Below are 26,076 nucleotides of genomic sequence, written 5' to 3'. Positions count from 1 at the left end.
CGCACCTCGAAAACAAGTCCGCTCGTAGACCTTAAATATCCCAACGCGGTCGGGAATCCTCGCGCTTCAGCGCGGGGAGGACGTCAAGCAGTTCGGTTTCCGCTAGCGCGACCGCCGATTCCGTGTCCCGCCACGCCTACCACGTCCTCGCCGACCCGAACTGCGCGACCGATTTGCGCCCAGTCCAACCGTGATGAGCGCAGCCGCGAGCAACAGCAGCGCGACCGCACCAGTCGGTTGGCCGCTCGCACCGAAGACGTAGACGCCGTAGCCGATCGTTCCCGCGAGCAGGCCGACCAGCAGACTCGAGCCGAGCTGGACGATCTCGAGTCGGATCGTTCGCGCCTCCCGACCGAGCTGGGCACCGAGATCGAGCCCGCTGTGGCCGAGGTCCCAGGCGAGGACCGTCGCGACGGTGCCGACGATCAGCGGCTCAACCGTGGGCGTTTCGATGCCAGCAAGGATGAGCGTCGCGAAGATGACCAGCGCGCCGATATCGATAACCTGCGGCCGTCCTCGCAGGAGGCCGACACCGAGCGCGAGTGCGCCGAGGACGGCAACGCCGAACACCGCCGCATCAGTCCCCGGAACGAAGAGCGTCGTTGCAGCGGCGACGAACGCAGCCGCGAACGCACAGCTACTCGAGAAGACCGTCGGTTTGCGGGTGAGTGAGACGGGGCCGGCGTCGTCATCGGTGCCGGCTCCAGACCCAGTTCCCGTCCGGTCGTCCGCTGGGGGGTGCTCACCGGCCGATGTCGCGCCGTCATCAGTCGCTGTCGCGGGTGCGGACTGGTCTCCCGTGTGGGCCTCCGTCTGCAGTGTCGACGTCATCGGCGACCACCACGCCCCGCCGCGTGGCGAGCGAACACTTCGTCGATCGAGTCCGTCGATTGCCAGTCGATGACCGGAATTCCCGCCTGTTGGAGGTCGAACCGGCGAACACGGCGGGCGGTCGCTGCGAGCTGGTGGCCGATCGTCCGATCAGTCGTCGCATCGGGGCTCACGACCGTCACGGCGTGGCCGCGCGCATCGAGTCGGCGGGCAATCGTCGGGGCCATCGAGTCACAGAGCGGCGAGAGCAACAGGATCTGCGTCTCCGCCGAGAGCCGTCGGCGAATCGTCCGCAACTGCGAGAGCCACCGGCTCTCCTCCGCTGGCGGCATCGTGTCGAACTGCGGGTGTGTCGCGAGTAACTCCTGAAACCGAATCTCGTGATCTCGTCCCGACGCTGGAGCGAGCCAGCACGGCTCCGACATCGACGCAGCCGACGCGGTTCCGTCGCGGCCGACGGGACCGATTCCCGCCAGTCCCACGGTGTCGCCCTTGGCGAGCAGTGAGGCGGCAATGCGACCGGCTGCGGCGACGGACCGATCGACGGCGTGGGCAGCGTCGGGTTCGGGTGCGAGGAACGACCGCTTTCGTGCGTCGACGAGGACGACCACGCTAGCTGCCCGCTCCTCGTGAAACGAGAGGGTCGCAAGGTCGCCGGTCTTCGCCCGCCGATTCCAGTCGATACGCGAGAGCGGGTCGTTCGGTCGGTACTCTCGAACGGAGTGGAACGTCGTTCCGGTTCCGCCCTCCGCAGTCGTCAGCCGACCGGCGAAGGAGGCAGCCGTCGTGCGAAGCGGAACCGGCGCAGCAACCGGCCGAAGCTCGGGCTCACAGACGACTGTCGTCTCGGCTTCAACGACGTACTCGCACTCAGCCGACCGCGAGAGGTCGCGCACGAGTGCGAGCGCGGGATCAAACTCGTGTTTCCCCCGCTGGACAGTGACGGTGTACTCGAGTCCCACCGACTCGCCGGGCCGGAGCGCGGTGCCGAGGCGACTCGAGCCGTCGGTGACGGCGAGGCCAGGTGGGACGCCATCGACAAAGCGGAGGTCGGGGACGAACCGTGAACTCGTGTTCGTGAGCGTGACGTGGACCTCGACCTCGTCGCCGGGATCGGGGTCGTCGTCGCTCAGGGTACGCTCGATGGCGAGTTCGGGCTCGGGTGGGTCGAACGCGCGGGCGAAGCCGGCGTAGCCGATACCGACAACGCCGGCGAGGACGACGCCCGGCGCTTCTGCGAGCGTGCCAATGCCGACGGCGAGCAGAGCGACGGCACCGATGCCAGTCCAGTAGCCCGTCTGTCGGGTTCTGAGCGTCGAGATGCCGTCGGTGGTGTTGGTGTTGGTGTTGGTGTTGGTGTTGTCTGTGGTTCGGCGTGGCGGGTCGTCGCTGTCACTGCTGGTGGCCGAACGGGGCTGGTAGACGTACGTCGGCAGCGAGCGTTCTGTGGTGTCATCGTCGGTGTTCGCTGCGGCCTTGTCGCTCGAATCGGAACTGTTGTCGGCACCCCGATTGCGTTTGGTATCGCCTTCGTCTCCGCTTCCGTCCTCGGTACCGGCAAAAGTGGTGGCGCTCGTTCCATCGTATCCGACCGCCGCAATCGCGGCGACGGTGTGTCGAACACTGCGCTGAAAGCTCGGTTCCCGATTGACGGCCGTTCGGACTCGATCCAGTATCGACCGCGACGGTACTTTGACCGACTCCGAGAGAAAGGCAGCGGCGACTTGGTCGTCCGTCCAGTTTCCGCGCTCGATTCGCTCGGTCGCCTCCGTCACCGAATCACCGCGAAACCGCGTACAGACTGCGACGACCGCAGCCCGAAGGCTGTCAACCGTCTGTCGACCCCGGACCGCGTAGCCGTCCGTCGCCCGCCGGAAGGCAGCGAGCGACTGAGAAAACGACTCGCCTGGCACCGGGACTGCCGCCCGCCGTTCGGGTTCGGCCCTCGCAGAGCCGGGCGAGCGCTCGAGTCCCCGGCGCAGTCCGAGCGCACGAAGCCCGATCAACACCGCAAGCAAACCCACGCCCATAATCGCGGTCTCCGTGAGGGAGAACTCGAGTACTCCGACTGAGACTGCAATCCCGACCGCAAGTGCGAGGAGGCCAAGCAGGAGTACTGTTCGACGTCTGTTCATTCGTCGGTCCCTCCGTCGGAGTGGGAGCCAGTCGGCCCTGTCTGGTGGCCGGCAGCCGCCGAACTGGGGCTGTCATCACCGTAGGTCGATTCGATTTCACGGAGGATTGAAACGGCCCGGTTCTCGAGTTCGGGTGTCGTCTCGGTGGGCCCGTAGCGAACGTCCTCGAACAGGCGTGTGAGTTCGTCGACGTGCTGTCGGTCGAGCCCGGCGTCGGTGGCGGCAGTAGCGAACTCGCCGGGGGTGCTCGACTCGGGTCGGTCGACATCGAGCGGTTGGGTCATCTCACGCCAGGCGCGGTAGATTTCGTTGTCGACATCATCCGTGTCGTCGATCCGATCTGCGGCGCGGCCGGCGGCGGAGCCGACGGCAATGGCATCTGTGTTCTGTTGGTGATCGTCGTCGGCAACTGCTGGCTCCTCGCTCGGTTTGCGATCCTCGCCCGTGCCGCGCGTGAAGAACACACCAGCGACGAAAATCGCCGTGATGATCGCGAGGACGGCGACCAGTGCGTTCGTCGGGACAAGGTCAGTTCTTTCGCCGTCACCGTCGCCGGAAGCCGCCGGGTCGCCGTTCTCGCTGCCTGGAATCATCTCGCCAGGGGCCGATGGATCACCCGCCCCGAGAAAGAGGTAGACGATCGCTATTCCGATGAGGGCCATCACGAGGCCGACAGCAATCAGTTTGACTGCTTCGCGGCGGTTCGCGAGCAGATACCAGACCGCTGCAATCACGCCGATGATGACGATTGCGTAGATGAGGTACTCGAGAAACGTCGGAATTTCAGGAGGGGTTGCGGGGTCCTCTGGAGGCGGCGGCTGCTCGATGGGATCACCGCCACCCTCGCCGTTACCACTGCCAGGTGCGGAGCCGCCCGAGCCGCCGGTTTCGAACGGCGAGTCGATCGTCGCAGCGACGAGGGCGACTGCGACGATGCCGCCGATGGCGGCGAGCACTCGGACGAGGAGGTTGTTTCTGGACACCGATTGTGCGGTTCTTGTGTTGCATCGGTAATAAGTGAGTTCATGGCTCGTGTGTGAGAATATCCTGCGAGGGAAGCGGTTCGTCGCCACCTTTCGTTGCGCTTAAGTACCCGACGGGGGTACCTTCGAGTGCGATACGTGTAGGGGACGCAGTCCCCGAGTCCGAGAGGGCGATGATAGAGACACGGTGTCGTGGTAGCCAAGCGGCCCAAGGCGCATGGTTGCTAACCATGTGGCGTCAAGCCTCCGGGGTTCGAATCCCCGCCACGACGTCGGATATACCCGAGACTGGCCTCCTTTGCCAGTCGATTGCACCGCTGCAGATCAGACACTGATACACGACATATGAGCGCGGAAGAACCCCAAGAGCAAGAGGACGAAGACCTTCAGTACTTCGTCCGCATCGGTCAAACCGACCTTGACGGGACGAAGTCCGTCGAGCGCTCGCTATCGGAGATGAACGGGATCGGTCGCCGGACCGCCCGACTCATCGCCGAGAAAGCGGGTGTCGACCGAACGGCGACGTTCGGCCGACTCGACGAGGACGTCATCGACGAGGTCGTTACACTCGTAGAAAACTACGCCGAGGAAGTTCCAGACTGGCTCAACAACCGCCAGAACGACTTCTACAGCGGCGAAACAACCCACGAGATCGGCAACGATCTCCAGCTGAGCCGTCAGCACGACATCAACCGGATGAAGATGATCGACTCCTACAAAGGTACCCGCCACAAGCGCGGCCAGAAGGTCCGCGGACAGCGTACCAAGTCCACCGGTCGTACGGAGGGCACCATCGGAGTCAACGTCGAAGAGATCCGCGAAGAACAGGCCGAGGAAGCGGCCGACGAGGAGGGTGACGAATAATGCCGCTCGGAACCGACACCAAGCAGTACGAGACGCCGAACCACCCATATCAGGGTGAACGGATCTCCACCGAGCACTCCCTGCTCGACCGCTACGGCCTGTCGAACAAAGAAGAGCTCTGGCGAGCACAGTCTCAGCTTCGCTCCTACCGGCGCGAGGCTCGTGACCTGCTCGGCCAGGCACAGGGTGACGAGGCAGTCCAGCGCCGCTCCGAGGAGTTCCTCGGACGCCTGAAGCGCGTCGGCATCCTCGACGAGGCTGACGAACTCGGCGACATTCTGTCGCTCGAGATCGAGGACGTCCTCGAACGCCGTCTCCAGACGGTTGCCTACCGCAAGGGTCTCGCGAACACGCCACAGCAGGCGCGCCAGTTCATCGTCCACGGCCACGTGGTCGTCGGTGACCAGCGCCACCGTGTTCCATCGTACGTCGTCGACGTCGACGAGGAGGACCTCGTCGCGTTCGACGAGACCAGCCCACTCGCGGACGACCTCCACCCAGAGCGAGCGGAGGGTCAGTAACATGAGTCAGGACGACGAAAAGTGGGGCGTAGCCCACGTGCACGCATCGTTCAACAACACCATCATGACCGTGACGGACCTCACGGGCTCGGAGACGATTACGAAGTCCTCCGGTGGAACTGCCGTCAAGCAGAACCGCGACGAGGCGTCGCCGTACGCCGCAATGCAGATGGCAGAATCCGTCGCCGAAGAGGTCAAGGCTGCCGGCATCACGGGTCTGCACGTTCGCGTGCGTGGCCCTGGCGGCAACCTCCAGAAGTCCCCCGGTCCAGGCGCGCAGGCAACGATCCGCGCACTCGCCCGCTCGGGCATCGAGATCGGCCGCATCGAGGACGTCACGCCGATCCCACACGACGGATCGCGCGCACCCAAAGGAAAGGGCGGCTACTAGATCATGAGTGCAGAGTACGACGTCGAGTTCGTCGAACGCGAGGACCGTGACGCACGATTCCTCGTCCAGGGCATCACGCCCGCGTTCGCCAACGGGATTCGACGCGCGATGCTTGCAGACGTGCCGACGATGGCGATCGACACCGTTCGATTCGTCGAGAACTCGTCGGTCATGTTCGACGAGCAGCTCGCGCTTCGACTCGGGCTCGTTCCGCTGACGACGCCGCCTGTAGGCGAGTTCGTCGAGGACGACACCGTGACGCTCTCGATCGACGTCGAAGGGCCAGCAACCGCCTACTCGGGCGATCTCGTCTCGAGCGACGACCTCGTTCAGCCCGCAGACGAGAACGTCCCGATCATCGACCTCAAAGACGGACAGCGTCTCGAGGCCGAGGCGGACGCCGTGCTCGACCGCGGCAAAGATCACGCAAAACACCAGGGCGGTGTCGCAGTCGGCTACCGCCACCTACAGCGTGTCGCCGCTGTCGAGGACCTTCCTGAATTCGAGGAGCCAGACCGCCGCATCGTTCGCGGTGTCATCGAAGAGGACGGCGAACTCGTTCCAACGAGCGAGTTCGACCACGACCTCTCGAACCGGTATCCCGGTCAGGAAGTCACACTCGAGGACGTGCCAAATTCGTTCGTCTTCCACGTGGAGACGGACGGCTCGTTCTCGGTCGAGGAGCTGGTCACACGCGCCGCCGATACGATCGAATCGCGCGCGACTGAACTCGAAAACGCAGTACAGCTATAACGACAGATGAACCCACGCCCCCGATCCAACCGATACGACCGCGAGTTCGCCTTCAGCGGTGGTGCCGTGAGCAGCGAGGCCGCTGCTGGCACTCGCGGACGCGGAGAAGCTGGAATCGAAAGGGGTTTGAAGGGGCGACGGGTAGACGGAAGTGCGAGCAGGGATAGCCAAGTCAGGCCAACGGCGCAGCGTTCAGGGCGCTGTCTCGTAGGAGTCCGCAGGTTCAAATCCTGCTCCCTGCATCACTTCTCGTCAACAGTGTATCGGTCATCGCGTTCGACACAGCGTCGAGCAGCGATCGTCGATCATCGATTCCACTCGACACGTCTTTCGTGTCGATCATGCAGATTTGGAGGAAACCAATGAGTAGCAAGACCAATCCGAGGCTCAACGATCTTATCGCCGAGCTGAAGTCGACGTCCCGCGAAACGGACGCCGATGTCTGGCAGGATATTGCGGATCGTCTCGAAAAGCCCCGGCGCACCCACGCTGAGGTAAACCTGGGCCGTATCGAGCGATACGCACGCGAGGAAGAGACTGTCGTCGTTCCCGGCAAGGTGCTGGGCTCCGGCGCACTACAGAAGAACGTTACCGTCGCCGCCGTCGATTTCTCCTCGTCCGCAGAGACGAAGATCGACCAGGTCGGCGAGACAGTACCACTCGAGCACGTGCTCGAAGAGAACCCAGATGGGGCAAACGTACGGGTGATTCGATGAGCGCAAGCATCGCAGAGTTCGACGCAGATATCGTCGTCGACGCCGGCGACTGTATTCTCGGTCGCGTCGCCAGTCAGGTCTCCCAGCGCGCCCTGGACGGCGAGCGCGTCGCAATCGTCAACGCCGAAGACGCCGTCATCACCGGCGACAAGGAAGATATCTTCGGGACCTACCGCAAGCGACTCCAGTTGGGGTCCGACAGCGGGCCGTACTACCCGAAGCGACCGGACACGATCTTCAAGCGCTCCGTCCGTGGCATGCTGCCGTACAAGAAGCCACGCGGCCGCGAAGCGCTCGACAACGTTCGTGTCTACGTCGGCAACCCGTACGAGGATGACGACGACCGCGAGGCCGAGATCCTCGATGACACGTCCCTGGACCGACTTTCGAACATCCGCTTCGTCCACCTGGGCGAAGTCTCCGACCAACTCGGTGCTAACGTTACATGGTAACCAACACGAGTGGCAAGAAGAAGACGGCCGTTGCCCGCGCAACCGTGAGCGAGGGCGAGGGTCGTGTCCGTATCAACTCGAAGCCAGTCGAACTGGTCGAACCCGAGATGTCCCGGCTCAAGATGCTCGAGCCGTTCCGCATCGCAGGTGACGACCTGCGCGACGGTGTGGACATCGACGTCCGCGTCGAAGGTGGCGGTATCAGCGGTCAGGCAGACGCCGTCCGCACCGCTATCGCACGCGGCATCGTCCAGCACTCGAACGACGCCGAACTCCGCGACGCGTTCATGGAGTTCGACCGTTCGCTGCTGGTCAACGACGTTCGCCAGTCCGAACCAAAGAAGTGGGGCGGCCCCGGCGCTCGGGCCCGCTACCAGAAGTCCTACCGCTAAGGTGATTCACAGATGATGGTACCGGTTCGGTGTTTCACCTGTGGCACGGTCGTCGGCGAACACTGGGAAGAGTTCGACGAACGAGCGAACGAGGGCGACGAGGACCCACAGGAGGTCCTCGACGAACTCGGTGTCGACCGCTACTGCTGTCGGCGCATGCTCGTCAGTCACACTGACCTGGTCGACGTCGTCTCCCCTTACCAGTAACAGCAACAGCAACAATGCAACAACAACGCCACAACCGCTACGAGAAAGCCCGTATCCTCGGTGCACGAGCACTGCAGGTCTCCTACGGCGCACCGGTGCTGACCGAATCCGATCAGACCGAGCCGATCCTGATCGCCGCCGAGGAGTACGACGCCGGCGTGTTGCCGTTTACGGTCAAGCGAGGCGAGTAACCGATGACGCTCATCACCGATGTCCGACTCCGACGTGTGCTCGACTCGCGTGGGAATCCAACAGTCGAAGCCGACGTCCTCACCGAGAGTGGCGGCTTCGGCCGTGCCGCAGCACCGAGTGGTGCCAGCACCGGCGAGTACGAAGCCGTCGAGCGACCGCCCACCGAGGCGATCGCCGCGGCCCGCGAACACGCTGTTCCGCGACTCGTCGGTGAGGCCTACGCTGGCAACCAGCGCGAGGTCGACTCGATTCTGCACGCCGCAGACGGCACGGACGATTTCTCGAAAATCGGTGCAAACAGCGCCGTCGCCATCTCGATGGCCGCCGCGAAGGCCGGTGCCGACGTGCTCGGCGCACCGTTGTTCCAGCACTTGGGTGGTGCCTTCCGTGGCGAGAACTTCCCGATTCCACTCGGCAACGTCGTCGGCGGCGGTGAACACGCCGCAGACGCAACGGACATTCAGGAGTTCCTCGCAGCACCCGTCGGCGCACCGAGCGTCGCTGACGCCGTCTTCGCGAACGCAGCCGTCCACGCCGCTGTCGCAGATCTACTCGAGGAGCGTGACGTTCCGTCGGGCAAGGGCGACGAGGGTGCGTGGGCACCATCGATCGACGACGAGGACGCCTTCGAAATCGTCGACGAGGCGGTTTCGGAGGTCGAAGACGACGTTGGTTTCGAGATCCGATTCGGACTCGACGTTGCCGCGGCCGAGATGTACGACGCCGACTCGGAAACGTACGAGTACGAGTCAGCAGGCATCAGCCGCGACACGGACGAGCAGATCGAGTACATCGCCGACCTCGTCGACGAGTACGATCTCGTTTACGTTGAGGATCCGCTCGACGAGAACGACTACGAGGCGTTTGCCGACCTCACGGACAGAGTTGGTGCTGTCTCTTATACACATCTCTNNNNCTCGCGCCATCAGAGATGTGTATAAGAGACAGCGATCGAACTCGCGACCGAGAACGGTTACGACTCGGTCGTCTCACACCGATCGGGCGAAACGGAGGATACGACGATCGCACACCTCGCCGTCGCGACCGACGCACCGTTCATCAAGACGGGTGCCGTCGGCGGCGAGCGAACTGCCAAGCTCAACGAGCTCATCAGAATCGCAGACGACGCGACATGACAGACGACAACGCAACCCAGGAAGGGCTCGACGCTGCCGAAGAGGAGATCGACGAGGAGCCAGCAGAAGGTGCTGGCCCCGCCGCCGATCCCGAGGAAGACGTCGAGCCAGTTGACGAACAGTCCGCTGAGGCTGACGCCGAGGCAGAACCAGCTACGGAGGAAGACGCCGGTCCAACCCTCGACGACGACGTAATGTCCGACGAGGAGGCCGACCTGCTCATCCCCGTCGAGGACTACCTCGGTGCCGGTGTTCACATCGGTACCCAGCAGAAGACCAACGACATGGAGCGGTTCATCCACCGCGTCCGCACCGACGGTCTCTACGTCCTCGACGTTTCGAAGACCGACGGCCGTATCCGCACGGCTGCGGACTTCCTCTCGAACTACGATCCAGAACAGATTCTGGTCACGTCTTCGCGCCAGTACGGTCGCTTCCCGGCAGAGAAGTTCGCCGAAGCTGTGGGCGCTCGCGCCCGCACCGGCCGCTTCATCCCGGGCACGCTGACCAACCCCAAGTACGACGGCTACATCGAACCCGATGTCGTCGTCGTCACTGACCCGATCGGTGACGCCCAGGCAGTCAAAGAGGCGATCACGGTCGGGATCCCAGTCATCGCGATGTGTGACTCGAACAACCAGGTCAGCAACGTCGACCTCGTCGTCCCGACGAACAACAAGGGTCGCAAGGCCCTCTCGGTCGTCTACTGGCTGCTCGCAAACGAGGTCCTCGATCAGCGCGGCGCAGAACCGTCCTACTCGCTCGAAGACTTCGAGAGCGGCGTCTAACGTAGTTTCGAACAGTTTCTCGTTCCGGCGCTGTTGTGGCCGTTTTCTTTGTCGTTCCAGTCCATGCGCTAGCGGTTGTTCTCTACATAGCCGTTGTCGCGCTTCGCAAGCAGATGCGAACAACGTACTTACAACTATAACTACCATTCCAACTGGCGAGCGAAGGAATTAGGTAGGACCCACACCGAATACGAATATCAGATGAACGACCTGCTGTTCTCCTTCGAAGAGGAACGACTTCCGCCCGCAGTCATCCTCGCGACCGGCGCGCTGATCGCAGTCTTCGTGCTCGGGTTGCTCTACCGCGGTGTGGCGTTCGCGCTGTTCTAGTGCTGCCAGCACGGGTTAGTATGGTCAATCTCCATACGAAGACGAGTGCACGCTCGTCTGCTGTACTGACCGACTGCGCCGCCGTCCGCTCTCTCCTCCAAGGCACTGTTCGTACACCGACCGGAGCCGTTCGCCCATCGTCTCCGCCGTATACGAGGCGAGTTTTTCCCGGCCATCCGAGGGCTCGCCGGACTCGAGTACCCTCGCCAATTCACGCACTAGCTGTTCCTCGCCGAGCGTGACTGGTGAGTTCGATACATCCCCAAGCACGTCCCGCGCAAAGCCAACGTCACGCGCGACGACTGGGGTATTGCACGCGGCGGCTTCCTTGACAGTCATCGGGCCGCTTTCGAAGCGCGAGGTGAGGATGACTGTGTCTGCAGCGTTCAGGTAGGTGGGCATCTCCTCGTAGGGTTGATTGGCGACGGTTTTGAGGACGATATTGGAGTCGGACTCGAGTCCCCTCTCTACACGATCAACTACCCGCCTGGCGAGCGGGAAGTTCTTCTCGTCTCGCGAGGGGGCATAGGGGAAGAGAACGATCTTCGTGTCCTGGTCCCAGCCGATCTGCTCGCGAGCCTCGGCTTTCGGAATCGGCCGAAACATGTCGGTGTCGACCGGAAACGGAATCACGTCGCAGGGATGCTTGACGCGCTCGGCCATGGCATTCGAGGGGACGATCACACGATCGGCTTGCGCAACGGCGCGTCTGATCAGCGGCTCGTAGGGATTAGCGCGATACTCGCCACCCCAGAGGGTACAGACGACGGGGAGTCGTCCGTTCGCCCGTCCCGTCCGACCGATCTCCGCACATCTCGACGCGGCCAGCGCAAAGGGGATCGTCAATCCGTAGTTGGCATGAATCAGGTCGTACTCGCCGCGGGCTTCCCGGAGGACCTGTGGCAGGTATCGGGCGTAGTCGACCATCGTCCGCTGGCGAACCTCATCGTCGACCGCGCGGTGCTCGCCCGGGACCGGGAGGGTCGTGACCGAGACGCCGGCGGACTCGAGTGCAGTGCGCTGTGACTGGTAGAAACTTCGCCAGGCGGTTGTGGTGAGACTCAGGATGCGTATCATGGTGTAGGGGTGGTGGTGTCGGGGTACAGATTCAGATTCACATGCAGATTCAGTTTCGGTTCACGGACGGACGATCTGGCCGCGGTGGAGTTTCCTTTCCGGCTCGTGATCCTGGGTGGTGTGAGGGACCAGATCCGGCATCCGTTCCGAAGTCTGGCTTGGGGCCGAACGATGAATCGGCTGCCGTCAGCGTCGGTCCCGAATCCTGATCGTCCGGCGTCGGCTCAGGCACATCCGCGAGGATCTGGCTGAGGAGATACTGTGTGACATCTATTTTCGTCGTGAGCAGCGCCTCGCGTCTGTCTGCCCAGTTCGACGCGGCGCTCGGATCGTGGTAGAGTCGTGTCAGTTCACGGATCGCCGCCGTCTCGTGAGCCGTGTGGAACGAGCGGACGAGCCCGTACTCCGCGAGTTCGCGGAACTTCCCCATCTCTGAGGCTCCCGCGAAGGGGCTGATCCGAACGGTTGGCGTGCCGAGGAGGCCGGCCTCGAGTGTCGTCGTCGCGACCTCGCCGACGACGAGGTCGGCGAACGCGAGCAGGTGGTGGAAGTCAGCCGGCGGGACGGGGAGCGGTTCCGCACCGGTCGGTAGCGGGCCGTCTCCCTCGTCGGCGACGAAGACGCGGCCGTCGGCGGCGAGTTCGTCGACGATTTCGTGTCGGCCGGCGGCCGAGATTCCTCGTTTCCCAATGTCGTGGTTGCCGTTCCACGCACCGAGGCGGAGGACGGCGTACCGTTCATCGGGATCGACGCCGTGGGCGCGTAGCCGATCCGGATCGGGGTCGAACCGGTCGGGGTGGAGGTACGCCAGTTCGTGGTAGCCGGGATACCTGACGTGCTCGGCGTCGGCGGTCTCGCGGAAGCTATCGGGTGTGTAGAGCACGTCCGTAAACGGGATCGTGAGTCGGTTGCCGTCGTTGATTGCCGTCTCGGTGTCGATGTAGACGTGACTCTCGGCACCGACCAGTGTCCCGACGTGGGTTGCGGCGATACCGTGGCTGGTCAGGATGTAGTCCGGGTCGATCGCTCGCGCTCGGCGGAAGAGACGAGCCTCGTAACAGAGTTGTGTCAGCCCGAGACTGAGCCATCCCCGTGGTTCCCCGCAGAGCAGTTCGTGGTCGATCTCGTAGGCGTCGAGTAACTCCCCCACCACGCCCTTCTCGCGGGCGAACACGAACACGTCGTGGCCCGCTGACTCGAGTTCGCCCACGACGTGCTTGAAGAAGTGCACGTTCGCCGCGTGCTGTATCGTGATCACGATGTCCATCGTGTGTTCTCAGTTCAGCCGTCCCGCTCAGTGGCTATTACTAGCCACTCGATAGAACAGTCGCGTCTACTGAAACGGTTGTCAGGGGTGTGAAACAGTCGTGAAACAGTGTCAAAACGAGGTGAACTGCGGTGCGGGAACTGTCCTCTCTGTCACCGTGACCTAACGCCACTACTGCCCGTCCGCCGCTTCGTCGACCAACTCGCCGAGCAACGTGACTGCATCCTCGGCCGTGCCGCCGAACACGAACGTCGTCGGCTCGATCCCGAACGCACCACGGTGGTAGGCGACCCGTGGCACCCCACCTCGCTCTGCGAACCGCTCCCTGAGGTGAGTCCCACGGTCCTCGTACTCCGCGTCGAACTCGAGTGGTTCGTAGCCCAAGTCCTCGGCGGCCGCGAGAATGTCGTCGTCGGTCGCAATGTTGAGCGCGCCGCGGACATCGGCATCGGTGTCTAGCGCAGCGAGAACCGCTGTCGAGACGTGTTTCGACGCGCCGAACTCGGGATTTGCGGGGATTTCGATGCGCCCGCTCATTGCGTAGATGCGACCAGGAATGGCAGCGACATCGGTTTCGTCGCGTGCTTCGGGGAGCGCCATGCCGATGTTCGTGCCGACGTTCGGGACGAGCGCTGCCATGCCCGGCGTCGACGCGAGCGTTCGTGCGGCCGTACGGACGGTGGCGAGTACGTCTCGTTCGGCGCGCACGTCAGGGTCGAAGCCGCGAACACAGAGGTCACAGCCAAGTCCCTGGAGTTCGGGCATCTCCTCCTCGTGGAGTTCACAGATCGGGCCGCGGTCCTCGAGCGTTCGCACGAGCGAGAGCAGTTCGGCGAGCGCGTCGTAGCCGTCCATCTCGCCACTCGAGAGGCCGTCGGCGATTCGATCGACCGTTGCAATCGTCTCGGGGTCCTCACGAAAGCGGTCGTCGCCGCCGTTTGCACCGCTTACGTACTTGCTCACTGCTGCCTGCGTCACACCGAGATTGGCGGCGATTTCCTGCTGGGTCATCCCGCGTTCGGCGAGTTGGGTCGCGAGCATCGCACGAACTGTCGGCAGAAACCGATCGACGACGAGTTCGCTCGGCAAGACGAGGGTCATACCACCGGGTTCGAACGTCACCGGCTTAAAGTCGCCTCCTCGGCGGGACAGGGCTTACTCCGTGTCTCGGTTGTGCTGTGCGTGGTCTGATGCAATCTGGTGTGGCGGCGTAAACGAAACAACAGAGCCGACACCAGGTCGGACTCGACCAAGAGTTCTCCAGACGGTATTTGATGTGCGCGGTCAGTGTGAGCTCGCGGTTGGAATTACTGCGTCGACCGCCGATCTGCGCCGAGCCGATCTCTGATGCGATTCGCGACGAATTCGACGCTCACGACGAGAACGAGAATCGCAACAATCGCAGCCATCACTCGCGTATAATTTCGCGCGTTGAACGCCATAATCAGCGGATACCCGATCCCGCCAGCACCGACGATTCCGAGCACGGAACTCTTTCGCGCGTTGATTTCAAGGTAAAACAACACCCAGGCGACGTACGCGGTTGCGACCTGTGGGACTCGAGCCGCCGATGTCGTCGCCACCAACCCGCCACCGCTCGAGGCGACCGCTTCGACCGGCGTGGCGTCGATCTCTTCCATCTCGTCGGCGAACAGTCGCCCCAGATCGCCGATTGTGCCCATCGCAATCGCCAGCGTCCCGGCAACTGGTCCGAGCCCGGCCAGAATCACGAACAAAAGTGCATACACCATGCTCGGTACCGCACGAACCCCGCCCAGGAATAGTCGGACCGGTGCGTGGACCACCCGCGGCGTCACGTTACTCGCTGCGAGCAGTCCGAAACAGACAGCAAACGGCAATCCGATCGCCGTGCCGACGCCCGCAATCGCGAGCGTCTCGAGTGTCGCCGGGATGAGCGTCGGGGCATCGCCCTGTAACTGTGCCCAGAGCTGTGCCGGCGCGAGCATCTCCTCTACCAGGACATCGCGCAGATTGTCACGATGGGCGTAGAGATAGGCGAGATCGAATCCCATCCACCGTGCGGTCGCAAGGACGACAGCGAGAAGCGTGAGGAACACTGCGGCCCGGACGAACAGACGCCGCCGCCAGCGACGCTGAATCCGGTTGAACTCGCGGTCAACAGTCACGCTCTCCTCGGCAGTGTTCGGGCCTGACCCCGGTGTCGAGTCCGACATTTGGTCGATCGAGTCCACAGCAGCGTCCGCACGCCTCTCCGAACTGGACTCATCCATCCCCATCGTACACCTCTGCGATTCGATCCGGCTCGACCTCGGCCGCTGGCGCATCAAGCGTGAGCCGACCGGACTCGAGTGCGAGGTAGCGATCCGCGACCTCCTGGGCGAGCCGTGGCTGGTGGAGGCTGACGAGTCCAACGACCTGCTCCCGGCGAACGAGCGCCCCTAGCTGGTCGAGTACAGCGCGGGCCGTCGCCGGATCGAGCGATGCAACCGGTTCATCGGCCAGAATAACCGCGGGCTCCTGCTGCAGTGCGCGTGCGATACCGACACGCTGGCGCTCACCGCCCGAGAGCTCGCCGACGCGTCGGTCCGCGTCACCAGCCAGCCCAACTGCATGCAGTCGTTCGACCGCGGCCCGCTTTTCCGCCGGCGCGTGCCACCCGAGCACTTCTCGCCAGCCTGCCTCCCGCCCGAGCCCGCCATCGAGGACGTTCTCGAGTGCGGACTTGCTGTCGAGGAGCGCGCCCTCTTGGAAGACAAGCGCGATATCCGTCGGCTCCGGTAGCTCATCTGTGAGTCGAATCGAGCCCGCGTCGGGGCGTTCGAGCCCGTTCAGACACCGCAGCAAGGTCGTCTTGCCGGCACCCGACCGTCCGACGAGGATGGCGAGTTCCCCAGGCGACAGCTCGAAGGTGACGTTCTCGAGTGCCGTGGCGCTGTCGTAGTGTTTTTCGAGACCGGTGACGGTGAGCATGGTGGTTGTGGTGGTCGGAAGAGTGCTGTGAGCCAGTGATTCCGGTGCTCGTGCGTAGTAGGGCTACAGTTCGGTTTCGTTTCGTTTTCTACGAGTCGTCTTCGTCCTCGTCTGCTTCTTCTTCTTCCGTCTCTGCCGCATCCAGCGTCTCGATATCCACACCCATCTCCTCGGCAACGTCGCGAACCCCGTCGTACAGGTCGGGATCGAACTCGCCGTACTCGTCGACCCGGTGGTCCTCGAGTGCCTCCTCAGGCGTCGCAACCAATCGTGCTGCGAGTTCGTCGCGCACCTCGTCCGGCGTCTCGGGTTTGGCGACGACGACATCGAACGGAATCGGCTCACTCTCTGCAATTTTGACAATCTCGTCACTCTCAGGGTGCTGGAAGTCACCGTACGCCGCAGCGTCGACGTGACCGTTCTCGAGTGCGGTGAGTGCAGCGTCGTGGCCGAACGACCACTCGATATCGAAATCTTCGGGCTCGGTTTCGAGGTCGCCTGCGTGGAGACCGGCTTCGCTGAGCGTGTATCGGGGGAACATGCCACCGCTCGCGGACATTGGGTCGACCATCGCGATCGTTTTGCCTTCCAGATCGTCGATCGAGTCGATGTCAGTCTCGGCTCTGGTTGCAATGTACGTGTAGTATGAGTCAGAGCCGTGAGACCAGTTGATACCGAGTGGGTTGACGCCATCTTCCTGTGCGAGGACGAAGATGATCGGTGAGAGGTTCGCCAGTTCCGTGTGGCCGTTGACGACGCTCTCAACGACGCTGCTGTAGTCCGTTGTCGGCGTTCCCTCGACAGAGTCGACGCCGTCGAATCCGTCTGCGAGCCACTCGAAGGTTCCGGCGTACTGCGTCTGCAGTTCTTCTGCATCCTGGAACGGCGGGAGTCCGAACTCGATCGATCCGTCCGCCCACGCGCCGACAGGGTGTTCTGCCTCGTCGATATCCGAGTCGCCGAAGCCGCCGAGACAGCCCGCACTGGTCGCTGCGAGTCCGCCCGCAACTGCGCCGAGATAGGTTCTCCGGTTCATACTGTTACTCGGAACCACCGAGGGATAACAGTCACGAATAGCGCTGTAAGTGTCAATGGTGTCGAACGGGGAGACGAGCAGTTTCGATCGAAACGAGTGAATAGGTATTAATCATCGTCGGACGAACGGCCGGCTATGACAGTCTCGAGCGCCCCTGGCAAGGTCTATCTTTTCGGGGAGCACGCGGTGGTCTACGGCGAACCGGCCGTCCCGTGTGCGATCGAGGTACGGGCACGCGTCGGCGTCGAACGACGCGACGACAGCAAACTTCGCGTCCACGCGGACGACCTCAGCCTGGACGGCTTCACAGTGGAGTACGGTGGGGATGCCGGTGGACGCCCTGATATCGACGTCTCCGAGTCGCTGCTCGTTGCCGCGACACAGTACGTCGACAGCGCAATCGAACAGGTCCGCGACGTGACCGGCGAGGACGATGTCGGCTTCGACGTAACAATTGAGAGCGACATTCCCTTGGGAGCCGGACTCGGCTCTTCCGCGGCTGTCGTCGTCGCCGCCATCGACGCCGGGACACGCGCACTCGGCACGACGCTGGAGCCCGCGGAACTCGCCGAACGAGCCTACCGGACGGAGTACGACGTCCAGGACGGGCAAGCCTCCCGCGCGGATACGTTCTGTTCGGCGACCGGCGGCGCGGTCCGCGTCGAGGGCGACGATTGTCGCTCACTCGATGCGCCGGATCTGCCGATCGTGATCGGTTTCGACGGCGGTGCTGGCGAAACCGGCGAGCTCGTCGCGGGCGTACGCACCCTCCGCGACGAGTACGAGTTCGCCGCAGACACCGTCGAGACGATCGGCGACGTCGTCAGAAACGGCGAGAAAGCACTCGCTGCCGGCGACATCGAGGAACTCGGTCGACTTATGAACTTCAACCACGGGCTCCTCTCAGCGCTTGGCGTCTCCTCACGCTCGCTCGATACGATGGTATGGGCGGCTCGTGACGCCGGTGCTTACGGCGCGAAACTCACAGGGGCCGGCGGCGGTGGCTGCATCGTCACACTGGACCCAACGGACGAGACCGAGACAGCCCTCTCGTTCACGCCTGGCTGTGAGGACGCGTTTCGTGCCGAACTCGCAGAAGAAGGGGTGCGACGGATCGAATGATCGTCCTGAAACTCGGCGGGAGTGCGATTACGGAGAAAGACCGCCCGGAGACGCTTGATGGGAAGTCACTCACAGCGGCAGCAGCGGCCGTTTCAACCGCGTTCGAAACTGGAGACGGGGACAGTGACGGCGACGCTATCGAGGAACTCGTCATCGTCCACGGCGGCGGCAGCTTCGGCCATCACAACGCAAGCGAACACGGCGTGACGACGACCGCTGGAAGCCACGACCCAGCAGCCGTCCACGATATCCACGGTGCGATGACGACGCTCAACGAGTTCGTTCTGAGCCGACTACTCGAGTACGATGTGCCGGCGGTGCCGGTCCACCCATTTTCCACTGCCCATCGGGATTCGGACGGCGACCTCACACTGCCGAGTCAGCAGGTTTCCACGCTTGTCGAGGAAGGCTTCGTCCCCGTCCTTCACGGTGATCTCGTCGCACACGCCGGCGAGGGCGTCACCGTCGTCAGCGGCGACGAACTGGTCGTCGATCTCGCGCGAAGTCTCGATGCGGACCGCATCGGCCTCTGCTCGACGGTACCCGGCGTCCTCGACGATGCGGACGAGGTTGTGCCCGAAATCGCGTCGTTCGATGCCGTCGCAGATATTCTCGGTGAGAGCGAGGCCACGGACGTAACGGGCGGGATGGCCGCGAAGGTACAGGCGCTGCTCGAACTCGAGCCGGAGGCGTCTATTTTCGGTCTCGGCGACATCGAACCGTTCCTGGCGGGTGACGAGCCCGGGACGACGGTTCGCTGAGGACTGAGAAGCTTGATCTCAGTCGAACAGCACCCGATCCAGAATCGGTCGGAGGAACGACCCACGGCGCGTTTTCTTCGAATGGACCAGCAACACTGGTCCCTCGATCGAAGCCGCGATCCGGTCCGAACGCTGTTCGATGAGCAGGTCCGGCAGTCGACGATGGGTCATCGTACTCAGCATGACGAGCTGGGCCGACTCGAGTTCCGTGGTCAGATCGCTGATCGCATTGTTCGTTTGAAGGATCGAGGAGTCGACGGGAACGGTACAGAGGTCGTCGAGTTCGGCGTGGTACTCTTCGATCGTCTCCTCGAGTTCCGCAGAAGCACCCTCGGAGACGGTAAAGATGAACCGGACGCGGGCATCGAGGATGTCGGCCATCGCGTCAGCGAGTTCGACTTTAAGAGGGTCGTTGAACGGACTGCGATCGGTGACGATCGCGATTTCCTCCAGCTCGATCGGCTGTTCGTGCTGGACGAAGACCACGTCACAGGGGGCGTGTTCCATGATCCAGTCGGTGTCGCGTCCGAAGAGTGTGTCGAGCCGACTCGCCGGTTTTTGCCGGGCGAGCACGAGGTCGGCCCCGGTTCGCTCGGCGAAGTTGACAACCGCGTGGCGGGTGTCGTGGCTGACGATTTCGCCGACTTCGACGGGGATCTCGAGGTAGCGGACCAAGTCGTCGGTTCGCTCTTCGAACTCGGCGTCCTCGGGGGTGAGCTCCTCGGCCGCGGTGTCGAGGGGCACCTGATCGGGGACTTCGTCGAAACGAATCACGCGGATTCGGCCGCCCTGTCTGCGGACAATCGGTGCGGCGAGCTGGATCAGCGCGTCTTCTTGCTCCCTGGTCACGTCGCGACGAATCGGGATGAGCACCTCGTACTTGTCGTCGTCCGCAAGCTGTTCTTCGGTGTCTCGGACGAACTGTCGACCGGCCTGTCGGCGTGCGAGGCCCTTGGCAACACCTTCCCGTTCGACGCGCGACTCAGCGTACCACTTGTACCAGACGTAGCCGAAGATGACAATCCCGATCGAGCCGGCGATCGGCAGCAGGTCCATCCAGCCGATGATGAACACGCCGGAGACGATACCGAAGAGCTGGACCCACGGATAGCCCGGCGTGTAGAAGTCGGGGTCATACCACTCGAGATCGCGCTCGCGGAACGCGATCAGTGCGCCACAGACGAGAATGTAGACGAGAATCTGGAACGCGCCGGCGGACTTGGCAATCTGTTCGACGTCGAGCGTGAGAATCGCGAAGATCATGAACGCACCCGTGGTGACGATGGCGACGATAGGCGTCGCAAAGCGCGGGTGGATGTACTCGAAAACGTCGAGAAAGAGGTTGTCGCGACTCAGAGCGAGCGGATAGCGTGAAGCGGTCAGGATGCCGGCGTTCGCGGTACTGACGAGTGCGAGCAGGGCCGCAAGGACGATCGCGAACAGGAACAGTTCCCCGAAGAGGACGTCGACGGCCTCCGCCATCGGCGCTTCTTCGCCGGCGAGCGTCTCGCCTTCGATGACGCCGACGAGGACGAAGACGAGCAGCGCGTAGAGGAGCGAGGTCGCGACGAGTGAGGCGAGCAGGCCGAGCGGGAGGTTGCGGCCAGGGTTTTCGATCTCCTCGGCGACGGCGGCGACTTTTGTGACGCCGGCATAGGAGACGAGCACCGTTGCGGTTGCAGTGAACACTCCGCCCATTCCCTCGCTGAAGAACTGATCGTAGTTCGCGCCCTCTACACGAATGATCGAACCGGCGACGAAGACTGAGAGGATAAGAAGCATGATGATGACCATAACCAGTTGCAAGCCACCGGTCTGTTTGACGCCGACCAGATTGACTGCGATCAAAATGAGCGCGAACGTCACCGCGACTGCCTCGATACTCGGGAGAGCAATCACGGCTTCGAGGTAGAACATGCCGCCGACGAGTGCGAGTGCACCCTTTAGCATCAACATGAGCCAGGTGCCGAGGCCAGCGATCGTCCCGACGGCGGGACCCATCCCGCGTTCGATGAAAACGTAGTCACCGCCGGCCTCGGGCATCGCCGTTCCGAGTTCGGCAATACTCAGCGCGGCCGGCACGACGAGGATTGCAGCGATCACGAACGAGAGAATAACCGCCGGTCCGGCTTCGGCCATCGCAATGCCAGGCAGGATGAAGATGCCGCTACCGATCATCGCGCCCATACTGATTGCGATAACGGAGAACAGACCGAGGTCGCGTTCGAGATCCTTCGCCATTACACACGTATTCTGAACGGAAGGTTAGAAAGGTTCGCATCTCGGAATCGAGTGGGCGATATTCTGAACGAGAATGAAAATATTGCCGTGAAAACAGCTACTTGTGGGACAGTCGTTCAGTTTTAACACAGTACACTCCCGGACAGTGACCACTGGTACCGAGCCGAGTACGGGTAGGTTTCCAACCCACTGCGTTTTTAACACCCGGGCGTCTAGGTGCCAGTAGCGAAACCCGCGGGCAAGTGCGTTTCGGGGCGGTACTACCGACGAACGCCGTCGTTACACCGCCACTATACGAACGCATAGCGGGATGGCCGACGCGCTGTAAGATGCCGGGGCCATACGAGCAGGAGTCCGCGGACTGTTTCGGTGAGAGTCAATACGCGGCTTTCAGTGCTACGAACTATGGAAATCGAAATCGCAACAATCGGCGGCTACGAAGAAGTCGGACGGCAGATGACTGCCGTTCGCGCCGGTGACGACGTCGTTATCTTCGACATGGGGCTGAACCTCTCGCAGGTTCTCATCCACGACAACGTCGAAACCGAGCGGATGCACAGTCTCGACCTGATCGACATGGGCGCAATTCCGGACGACCGGATCATGAGCGACCTCGAGGGCGACGTGCAGGCCATCGTGCCGACGCACGGCCACTTAGACCACATCGGTGCCATCTCCAAGTTGGCCCACCGCTACGACGCACCCATCGTCGCGACGCCCTTTACGATCGAACTGGTCAAACAGCAGATCGAAGGCGAGCAGAAGTTCGGCGTCGAAAACGACCTGATCAAGATGGACGCCGGCGAAACGATGTCGATCGGCGACTCCGGCAAGGTCGACCTCGAGTTCGTCAACGTCACCCACTCGATTATCGACGCGATCAACCCTGTCCTGCACACGCCCGAAGGCGCAGTCGTCTACGGGCTGGACAAGCGCATGGACCACTCGCCGGTGCTCGGCGACCCCATCGACATGGAGCGCTTCCGCGAGATCGGTCGCGAAGGTGAAGGTGTCCTCTGTTACATCGAGGACTGTACCAACGCGAACAAGAAGGGCCGGACCCCCTCCGAGAGCGTCGCCCGCGAACACCTCCGGGACGTCCTCTACAGCATGGAGGACTACGACGGCGGCATCGTCGCCACGACGTTCTCGAGTCACATCTCGCGTGTGACGAGCCTTGTCGAGTTCGCCAAGGACATCGGCCGACAGCCGGTTCTCCTCGGACGCTCGATGGAGAAGTACTCCGGCACCGCAGAGCGACTCGACTTTGTCGACTTCCCGGACGACCTCGGCATGTTCGGTCACCGCAAGTCCGTCGACCGCACGTTCAAGCGGATCATGAACGAAGGCAAGGAGAACTACCTGCCCGTCGTGACGGGCCACCAGGGCGAGCCACGTGCGATGCTTACCCGCATGGCCCGCGGCGAGACGCCGTATGAACTGGACGACGGCGACAAGGTCGTCTTCTCCGCTCGCGTTATCCCGGAGCCGACCAACGAGGGCCAGCGCTACCAGGCCGAAAAGCTGCTGGGCATGCAGGGCGCTCGCGTCTACGACGACATCCACGTTTCCGGCCACCTCAATCAGGAAGGCCACTACGCGATGCTCGACGCACTGCAGCCCCAGAACATCATTCCGGCCCACCAGGACCTAAAGGGACTGTCGGGCTACGTCAAGCTCTGTGAGAGCGAGGGGTACCAGATGGGACGGGACATCCACGTCTCGCGCAACGGCAACCTCATCCAGCTTGTCGAGTGATATGACGACCTCCAAGGCACGAGAAGAGACGGTACTCGAGGCGGTCCGAGCGCGACGGGAACTCGTCAACGAGGCGATTCCCGAAGAGCTTCCGGTACAACAGCCCGAACGGCTCTACGAAGCCTCGCGGTACCTGCTCGATGCGGGCGGCAAACGACTGCGTCCAACCGTCTTGCTGGCGACGGCCGAAGCACTCGCAGACGTCGAGCCGCTGTCGACTGACTACCGATCGTTCCCGACACTCCAGGGCGAGACAATCGACATGATGGACGCTGCAGTTAGCGTCGAGGTTATCCAGTCGTTCACGCTGATCCACGACGATATCATGGACGACGACGACCTGCGTCGCGGTGTCCCTGCTGTCCACCGCGAGTACGATCTCGAGACGGCTATCTTGGCCGGCGACACGCTCTACTCGAAGGCGTTCGAGATCATGCTCGAGACCGGCGCAGATCCGTCACAGACTGTCGACGCACTCGACGTGCTTGCGACGACCTGTACGAAGATCTGTGAGGGCCAGGCGCTCGACGTCACCTTCGAGAAGCGCGACAGCGTCGCGCCCGAGGAGTACCTCGAGATGGTCGAACAGAAGACCGCCGTCCTCTATGCAGCGTCGGCCTGCCTCCCGGCAATCTTGCAGGGAGCCGACCAGGAGACAATCGACGCACTGTACGGCTACGGCCTCGACATCGGCCGTGCCTTCCAGATCCAGGACGACGTGCTCGATCTGACCGTTCCGAGCGACAAACTCGGCAAACAGCGTGGTAGCGACCTCGTCGAGGAGAAACAGACTCTCATCACCGTCCACGCCCGCGACCAGGGCGTCGACATCGAGGGCCTCGTCGACACCGAAGATGTCGACGCCGTCACTGAGGCGGAGATCGACGACGCTGTGGCCGAACTCGAGGAGGCGGGCTCGATCAGCTACGCCAACGAGACGGCACGCGATCTGGTCGAACAGGGGAAAGATCGTCTCGATGTCCTGCCGGACAACGAAGCGCGCGAGTTGCTGTGTGAGATTGCGGATTATCTGATCGAACGCGGCTACTGATCCGCTGGCTCGCACACGGACCACCACAATCACACTACCTTCTGCTGTTGCTCCCTGTTCATGACCTTCAGGTCCTGACTGAGGCAGTTACTCGTGTAAGACGATACTGCGCTGGAACCAGTGTGTGCTGGCCTCCCCCTCTACACGTCCCAGCCTGAACGGACCTGTACCAACCCAAATCAATCCGAACCGCACGGCCCGACACCGCGGAGGTTTTGGTCCGTGCACGAATACCCTCCAGTAATGAACGACGATCTCCGCGAACGGATCGAGCGCGAAGCCGAAAAGCACGCGCTGTTGAACGCCGTCAAACACGAAAGCGACGCCAACGTCGGCGCTATCATGGGGCCGCTGATGGGCGAAAACCCCGACTTCCGCGAGCACGGCGACGAAATCCCAGGCGTCATCGGTGGCGTCATCGGCCGAGTCAACGACCTTTCCTACGACGAAAAGCGCGGGCGACTCGAGGACCTCGCACCCGAGGAACTCGCCGAAATTGAGGCCGAGGACGAGGAAGACGAACACGACCTTCCCTCCCTCCCCAACGCCGCGGAGCCAGGCTCCACGAGCCCTGACTCGCAGGCTCGTCAGGACGCCGAGGAGGACGACGAGATCCGCATGCGCTGTGCACCGAACCCCAACGGCCCGTGGCACGTCGGCCACGCCCGCATGCCTGCCGTTATCGGCACCTACCGCGAGCGCTATGACGGCTGGTTCTGTGTGCGCTTCGATGACACCGACCCCGAGACGAAGCGCCCCGACCTCGACGCCTACGACGCAATCCTCGATGATCTCGAGTACCTCGGCTTCGAACCGGACGAGATCTTCCGCGCAAGCGACCGACTCGAAACGTACTACGAGCACGCCCGCGAACTGATCGACCTGGGCGGAGCCTACACCTGCTCCTGTTCGGGCGAGGAGTTCTCGGAGCTGAAGAACTCGGGCGAGCCGTGCCCACACCGCGACAAAGACGTCGAGACGGTTCGCGAGGAGTTCGAGGACATGGTCGCCGGCGAGTACAAGAGCGGCGAGATGGTTCTCCGTGTGAAGACCGACATCGAGCACAAGAACCCCGCACTCCGTGACTGGGTCGCCTTCCGGATGATCGACACGCCCCACCCACGCGAGGAGGCAAGTGAGTACCGCTGCTGGCCAATGCTCGACTTCCAGTCCGGTGTCGACGATCACCTGCTCGGCATTACGCACATCATTCGTGGTATCGACCTGCAGGACTCCGCCAAGCGCCAGCAGTTCGTCTACGACTACTTCGGCTGGGAGTACCCCGAAGTCGTCCACTGGGGCCACGTCCAGGTTGATGCCTACGACGTGAAGGTGAGCACGTCGACGATTTCAGCACTCATCGAGGAGGGCGAACTCGACGGCTGGGACGATCCACGCGCACCGACGCTCAAGAGCCTGCGCCGGCGTGGCATCCGCGGTCAGGCAATCGTCGACGCGATGGTCGAACTCGGCACCTCGACCAGCGACGTCGACCTCGCGATGAGTTCCGTCTACGCGAACAACCGCGACCTGGTCGACGATGAGACCGACCGCCGGTTCCTCGTTCGCGACGGCGTCGAACTCCCGCTCGGCGGTAGCCCGCCAGCAGAGGCCAACCCGCCGCTGCACCCCAATCACGAGGAACGCGGCGTCCGCGAGATTCCCGTCGGCGATGCCGTGCTCCTCGAGTCCGACGACCTGCCGGCCCGCGAGGAGCGCATCTGGCTCAAGGGGCTTGGTTGCTTCCAGTACACCCGCGATACGCTCCAGTACACTGGCGAGGACATCGACGTGGTTCGCGAGGGCGACGTCGACGTTGTCCACTGGGTGCCGGCAGCCGAGAGCGTCCCCGTTCGGATGCGGACAATGACCGGCGACGTCTCCGGGCAGGCAGAGCCCGAGGTGGGTGCACTCGAGTCGGACGAGTTAGTGCAGTTCGAGCGTGTTGGCTTCGCCCGGATCGATCGACACGAGGACGACGAGACGGTTGCGTACTATACGCACAGCTAGGCGCTCGCAACTGCGTGAGCGGGATGTGCTGTGTATTGCGGCAGTGAAAATTGAGACGGTGGCGGCGCAAAGCAGGTAGCGGACGATGGTGTGTCGGAGTTGCTGTGGGC

26 protein-coding genes, 2 tRNA genes and 1 pseudogene are annotated in these 26,076 nt (G+C 63.0%); 19 read left to right on the top strand and 10 right to left on the bottom strand.

Going from position 1 to position 26,076, the window contains the following annotated elements; translation table 11 throughout:
- Positions 1–102: 102 nt before the first annotated feature.
- From C482_RS12325 to C482_RS12315, 3 genes are read right to left on the bottom strand one after another with little or no spacing between them, the layout of a single operon-like run.
- The gene (locus C482_RS12325; protein WP_006167951.1) at positions 103–831 is read right to left on the bottom strand and encodes a DUF7519 family protein; all 729 of its coding nucleotides are present in this window, start codon (positions 829–831) and stop codon (positions 103–105) included.
- Complete coding sequence (locus tag C482_RS12320) at positions 828–2,966, bottom strand: DUF58 domain-containing protein (RefSeq protein ID WP_006167950.1); 2,139 nt, start codon at positions 2,964–2,966, stop codon at positions 828–830. Before C482_RS12320 ends, C482_RS12325 begins: the two co-directional genes overlap by 4 nt.
- Positions 2,963–3,949: a DUF4129 domain-containing protein gene (locus tag C482_RS12315; RefSeq protein ID WP_006167949.1), complete on the bottom strand. Its 987-nt coding sequence runs from the start codon at positions 3,947–3,949 to the stop codon at positions 2,963–2,965. Before C482_RS12315 ends, C482_RS12320 begins: the two co-directional genes overlap by 4 nt.
- A 189-nt stretch (positions 3,950–4,138) precedes the next feature.
- On the opposite strand from C482_RS12315, the gene C482_RS12310 reads away from it, so the two are divergent.
- The 14 genes and pseudogenes from C482_RS12310 to C482_RS22670 all read left to right on the top strand — a co-directional run bounded on the left by C482_RS12310 (position 4,139) and on the right by C482_RS22670 (position 10,691).
- Positions 4,139–4,221: transfer RNA gene (locus tag C482_RS12310), tRNA-Ser, on the top strand.
- Positions 4,222–4,294: 73 nt separating this feature from the next.
- Positions 4,295–4,813 (top strand): 30S ribosomal protein S13, encoded by a 519-nt coding sequence (locus tag C482_RS12305; protein WP_006167948.1) that lies wholly within the window; start codon positions 4,295–4,297, stop codon positions 4,811–4,813.
- The gene (locus C482_RS12300) at positions 4,813–5,334 is read left to right on the top strand and encodes a 30S ribosomal protein S4 (protein ID WP_006167947.1); all 522 of its coding nucleotides are present in this window, start codon (positions 4,813–4,815) and stop codon (positions 5,332–5,334) included. Before C482_RS12305 ends, C482_RS12300 begins: the two co-directional genes overlap by 1 nt.
- 1 nt (position 5,335) lies before the next feature.
- The gene (locus C482_RS12295) at positions 5,336–5,725 is read left to right on the top strand and encodes a 30S ribosomal protein S11 (RefSeq protein ID WP_004213955.1); all 390 of its coding nucleotides are present in this window, start codon (positions 5,336–5,338) and stop codon (positions 5,723–5,725) included.
- Positions 5,726–5,728: 3 nt separating this feature from the next.
- Entirely contained in the window at positions 5,729–6,478 is a 750-nt protein-coding gene (locus C482_RS12290) for a DNA-directed RNA polymerase subunit D (RefSeq protein WP_006167946.1), read from the top strand.
- Positions 6,479–6,635: 157 nt separating this feature from the next.
- Positions 6,636–6,720 (top strand) — tRNA-Leu (locus C482_RS12285).
- 120 nt (positions 6,721–6,840) lie between these two features.
- The gene (locus tag C482_RS12280; RefSeq protein ID WP_004213957.1) at positions 6,841–7,194 is read left to right on the top strand and encodes a 50S ribosomal protein L18e; all 354 of its coding nucleotides are present in this window, start codon (positions 6,841–6,843) and stop codon (positions 7,192–7,194) included.
- Positions 7,191–7,646 (top strand): 50S ribosomal protein L13, encoded by a 456-nt coding sequence (locus C482_RS12275; RefSeq protein WP_006167945.1) that lies wholly within the window; start codon positions 7,191–7,193, stop codon positions 7,644–7,646. The genes C482_RS12280 and C482_RS12275 overlap by 4 nt, the downstream gene beginning before the upstream one ends.
- Positions 7,640–8,038, top strand: a complete 399-nt coding sequence (locus tag C482_RS12270) for a 30S ribosomal protein S9 (RefSeq protein WP_006167944.1) — start codon at positions 7,640–7,642, stop codon at positions 8,036–8,038. Before C482_RS12275 ends, C482_RS12270 begins: the two co-directional genes overlap by 7 nt.
- A gap of 12 nt (positions 8,039–8,050) precedes the next feature.
- Positions 8,051–8,245 (top strand): DNA-directed RNA polymerase subunit N, encoded by a 195-nt coding sequence (locus C482_RS12265; protein ID WP_006167943.1) that lies wholly within the window; start codon positions 8,051–8,053, stop codon positions 8,243–8,245.
- A gap of 14 nt (positions 8,246–8,259) precedes the next feature.
- Positions 8,260–8,436 (top strand): DNA-directed RNA polymerase subunit K, encoded by a 177-nt coding sequence (locus C482_RS12260; RefSeq protein ID WP_004213963.1) that lies wholly within the window; start codon positions 8,260–8,262, stop codon positions 8,434–8,436.
- 3 nt (positions 8,437–8,439) lie between these two features.
- A pseudogene (locus tag C482_RS12255) lies at positions 8,440–9,573 on the top strand (phosphopyruvate hydratase).
- On the top strand, positions 9,570–10,361 hold the full coding sequence (gene rpsB / locus C482_RS12250) for a 30S ribosomal protein S2 (protein WP_006167941.1): 792 nt from the start codon (positions 9,570–9,572) through the stop codon (positions 10,359–10,361). Before C482_RS12255 ends, rpsB begins: the two are co-directional and overlap by 4 nt.
- Positions 10,362–10,562: 201 nt before the next feature.
- A complete protein-coding gene (locus tag C482_RS22670) occupies positions 10,563–10,691 on the top strand; it encodes a hypothetical protein (protein WP_006167940.1) in 129 nt (42 codons plus the stop codon).
- 24 nt (positions 10,692–10,715) lie between these two features.
- On the opposite strand, the gene C482_RS12245 is transcribed toward C482_RS22670, so the two are convergent.
- From C482_RS12245 to C482_RS12220, 6 genes are all read right to left on the bottom strand, one after another.
- On the bottom strand, positions 10,716–11,768 hold the full coding sequence (locus C482_RS12245) for a glycosyltransferase family 4 protein (protein ID WP_006167939.1): 1,053 nt from the start codon (positions 11,766–11,768) through the stop codon (positions 10,716–10,718).
- A 49-nt stretch (positions 11,769–11,817) separates the two neighbouring features.
- Positions 11,818–13,035, bottom strand: a complete 1,218-nt coding sequence (locus tag C482_RS12240) for a DUF354 domain-containing protein (RefSeq protein ID WP_006167938.1) — start codon at positions 13,033–13,035, stop codon at positions 11,818–11,820.
- A 171-nt stretch (positions 13,036–13,206) separates the two neighbouring features.
- Positions 13,207–14,136 (bottom strand): thiamine-phosphate synthase family protein, encoded by a 930-nt coding sequence (locus C482_RS12235; RefSeq protein ID WP_006167937.1) that lies wholly within the window; start codon positions 14,134–14,136, stop codon positions 13,207–13,209.
- A 206-nt stretch (positions 14,137–14,342) separates the two neighbouring features.
- Complete coding sequence (gene phnE, locus C482_RS12230) at positions 14,343–15,287, bottom strand: phosphonate ABC transporter, permease protein PhnE (protein WP_006167936.1); 945 nt, start codon at positions 15,285–15,287, stop codon at positions 14,343–14,345.
- The gene (locus C482_RS12225; RefSeq protein ID WP_006167935.1) at positions 15,280–15,987 is read right to left on the bottom strand and encodes a phosphonate ABC transporter ATP-binding protein; all 708 of its coding nucleotides are present in this window, start codon (positions 15,985–15,987) and stop codon (positions 15,280–15,282) included. Before C482_RS12225 ends, phnE begins: the two co-directional genes overlap by 8 nt.
- Positions 15,988–16,075: 88 nt before the next feature.
- Positions 16,076–17,023: a phosphate/phosphite/phosphonate ABC transporter substrate-binding protein gene (locus C482_RS12220; protein ID WP_006167934.1), complete on the bottom strand. Its 948-nt coding sequence runs from the start codon at positions 17,021–17,023 to the stop codon at positions 16,076–16,078.
- Positions 17,024–17,158: 135 nt separating this feature from the next.
- Between C482_RS12220 and mvk the strand changes: the two genes are divergently transcribed.
- On the top strand, positions 17,159–18,145 hold the full coding sequence (gene mvk, locus C482_RS12215; protein ID WP_006167933.1) for a mevalonate kinase: 987 nt from the start codon (positions 17,159–17,161) through the stop codon (positions 18,143–18,145).
- Positions 18,142–18,906: an isopentenyl phosphate kinase gene (locus C482_RS12210; protein WP_006167932.1), complete on the top strand. Its 765-nt coding sequence runs from the start codon at positions 18,142–18,144 to the stop codon at positions 18,904–18,906. The genes mvk and C482_RS12210 overlap by 4 nt, the downstream gene beginning before the upstream one ends.
- A gap of 18 nt (positions 18,907–18,924) precedes the next feature.
- Here C482_RS12210 and C482_RS12205 read toward each other — a convergent pair whose 3' ends face one another.
- A complete protein-coding gene (locus C482_RS12205) occupies positions 18,925–21,147 on the bottom strand; it encodes an amino acid permease (RefSeq protein WP_006167931.1) in 2,223 nt (740 codons plus the stop codon).
- A 405-nt stretch (positions 21,148–21,552) separates the two neighbouring features.
- Between C482_RS12205 and C482_RS12200 the strand changes: the two genes are divergently transcribed.
- From C482_RS12200 to C482_RS12190, 3 genes are all read left to right on the top strand, one after another.
- A complete protein-coding gene (locus C482_RS12200; protein ID WP_006167930.1) occupies positions 21,553–22,905 on the top strand; it encodes a ribonuclease J in 1,353 nt (450 codons plus the stop codon).
- Position 22,906: 1 nt separating this feature from the next.
- Positions 22,907–23,956, top strand: coding sequence for a geranylfarnesyl diphosphate synthase (gene idsA3, locus C482_RS12195; RefSeq protein WP_006167929.1), 1,050 nt, complete (start codon positions 22,907–22,909; stop codon positions 23,954–23,956).
- Between the two features lie 243 nt (positions 23,957–24,199).
- Entirely contained in the window at positions 24,200–25,966 is a 1,767-nt protein-coding gene (locus C482_RS12190) for a glutamate--tRNA ligase (RefSeq protein ID WP_006167928.1), read from the top strand.
- The last annotated feature ends 110 nt before the right edge of the window (positions 25,967–26,076 follow it).

Source organism: Natrialba chahannaoensis JCM 10990, from assembly GCF_000337135.1.
Classification (GTDB): domain Archaea; phylum Halobacteriota; class Halobacteria; order Halobacteriales; family Natrialbaceae; genus Natrialba; species Natrialba chahannaoensis.
This window is presented reverse-complemented; position numbering and strand designations above follow the sequence as displayed.

What these genes read in the sequence shown, in the direction of transcription:
- C482_RS12325 (WP_006167951.1), bottom strand. Translation starts at nt 831, where the DNA reads ATGACGTCGACACTGCAGACGGAGGCCCACACGGGAGACCAGTCCGCA.
- C482_RS12320 (WP_006167950.1), bottom strand. Translation starts at nt 2,966, where the DNA reads ATGAACAGACGTCGAACAGTACTCCTGCTTGGCCTCCTCGCACTTGCG.
- C482_RS12305 (WP_006167948.1), top strand. Translation starts at nt 4,295, where the DNA reads ATGAGCGCGGAAGAACCCCAAGAGCAAGAGGACGAAGACCTTCAGTAC.
- C482_RS12300 (WP_006167947.1), top strand. Translation starts at nt 4,813, where the DNA reads ATGCCGCTCGGAACCGACACCAAGCAGTACGAGACGCCGAACCACCCA.
- C482_RS12295 (WP_004213955.1), top strand. Translation starts at nt 5,336, where the DNA reads ATGAGTCAGGACGACGAAAAGTGGGGCGTAGCCCACGTGCACGCATCG.
- C482_RS12290 (WP_006167946.1), top strand. Translation starts at nt 5,729, where the DNA reads ATGAGTGCAGAGTACGACGTCGAGTTCGTCGAACGCGAGGACCGTGAC.
- C482_RS12280 (WP_004213957.1), top strand. Translation starts at nt 6,841, where the DNA reads ATGAGTAGCAAGACCAATCCGAGGCTCAACGATCTTATCGCCGAGCTG.
- C482_RS12275 (WP_006167945.1), top strand. Translation starts at nt 7,191, where the DNA reads ATGAGCGCAAGCATCGCAGAGTTCGACGCAGATATCGTCGTCGACGCC.
- C482_RS12270 (WP_006167944.1), top strand. Translation starts at nt 7,640, where the DNA reads ATGGTAACCAACACGAGTGGCAAGAAGAAGACGGCCGTTGCCCGCGCA.
- C482_RS12265 (WP_006167943.1), top strand. Translation starts at nt 8,051, where the DNA reads ATGATGGTACCGGTTCGGTGTTTCACCTGTGGCACGGTCGTCGGCGAA.
- C482_RS12260 (WP_004213963.1), top strand. Translation starts at nt 8,260, where the DNA reads ATGCAACAACAACGCCACAACCGCTACGAGAAAGCCCGTATCCTCGGT.
- rpsB (WP_006167941.1), top strand. Translation starts at nt 9,570, where the DNA reads ATGACAGACGACAACGCAACCCAGGAAGGGCTCGACGCTGCCGAAGAG.
- C482_RS22670 (WP_006167940.1), top strand. Translation starts at nt 10,563, where the DNA reads ATGAACGACCTGCTGTTCTCCTTCGAAGAGGAACGACTTCCGCCCGCA.
- C482_RS12245 (WP_006167939.1), bottom strand. Translation starts at nt 11,768, where the DNA reads ATGATACGCATCCTGAGTCTCACCACAACCGCCTGGCGAAGTTTCTAC.
- C482_RS12240 (WP_006167938.1), bottom strand. Translation starts at nt 13,035, where the DNA reads ATGGACATCGTGATCACGATACAGCACGCGGCGAACGTGCACTTCTTC.
- C482_RS12235 (WP_006167937.1), bottom strand. Translation starts at nt 14,136, where the DNA reads ATGACCCTCGTCTTGCCGAGCGAACTCGTCGTCGATCGGTTTCTGCCG.
- phnE (WP_006167936.1), bottom strand. Translation starts at nt 15,287, where the DNA reads ATGGATGAGTCCAGTTCGGAGAGGCGTGCGGACGCTGCTGTGGACTCG.
- C482_RS12225 (WP_006167935.1), bottom strand. Translation starts at nt 15,987, where the DNA reads ATGCTCACCGTCACCGGTCTCGAAAAACACTACGACAGCGCCACGGCA.
- C482_RS12220 (WP_006167934.1), bottom strand. Translation starts at nt 17,023, where the DNA reads ATGAACCGGAGAACCTATCTCGGCGCAGTTGCGGGCGGACTCGCAGCG.
- mvk (WP_006167933.1), top strand. Translation starts at nt 17,159, where the DNA reads ATGACAGTCTCGAGCGCCCCTGGCAAGGTCTATCTTTTCGGGGAGCAC.
- C482_RS12210 (WP_006167932.1), top strand. Translation starts at nt 18,142, where the DNA reads ATGATCGTCCTGAAACTCGGCGGGAGTGCGATTACGGAGAAAGACCGC.
- C482_RS12205 (WP_006167931.1), bottom strand. Translation starts at nt 21,147, where the DNA reads ATGGCGAAGGATCTCGAACGCGACCTCGGTCTGTTCTCCGTTATCGCA.
- C482_RS12200 (WP_006167930.1), top strand. Translation starts at nt 21,553, where the DNA reads ATGGAAATCGAAATCGCAACAATCGGCGGCTACGAAGAAGTCGGACGG.
- idsA3 (WP_006167929.1), top strand. Translation starts at nt 22,907, where the DNA reads ATGACGACCTCCAAGGCACGAGAAGAGACGGTACTCGAGGCGGTCCGA.
- C482_RS12190 (WP_006167928.1), top strand. Translation starts at nt 24,200, where the DNA reads ATGAACGACGATCTCCGCGAACGGATCGAGCGCGAAGCCGAAAAGCAC.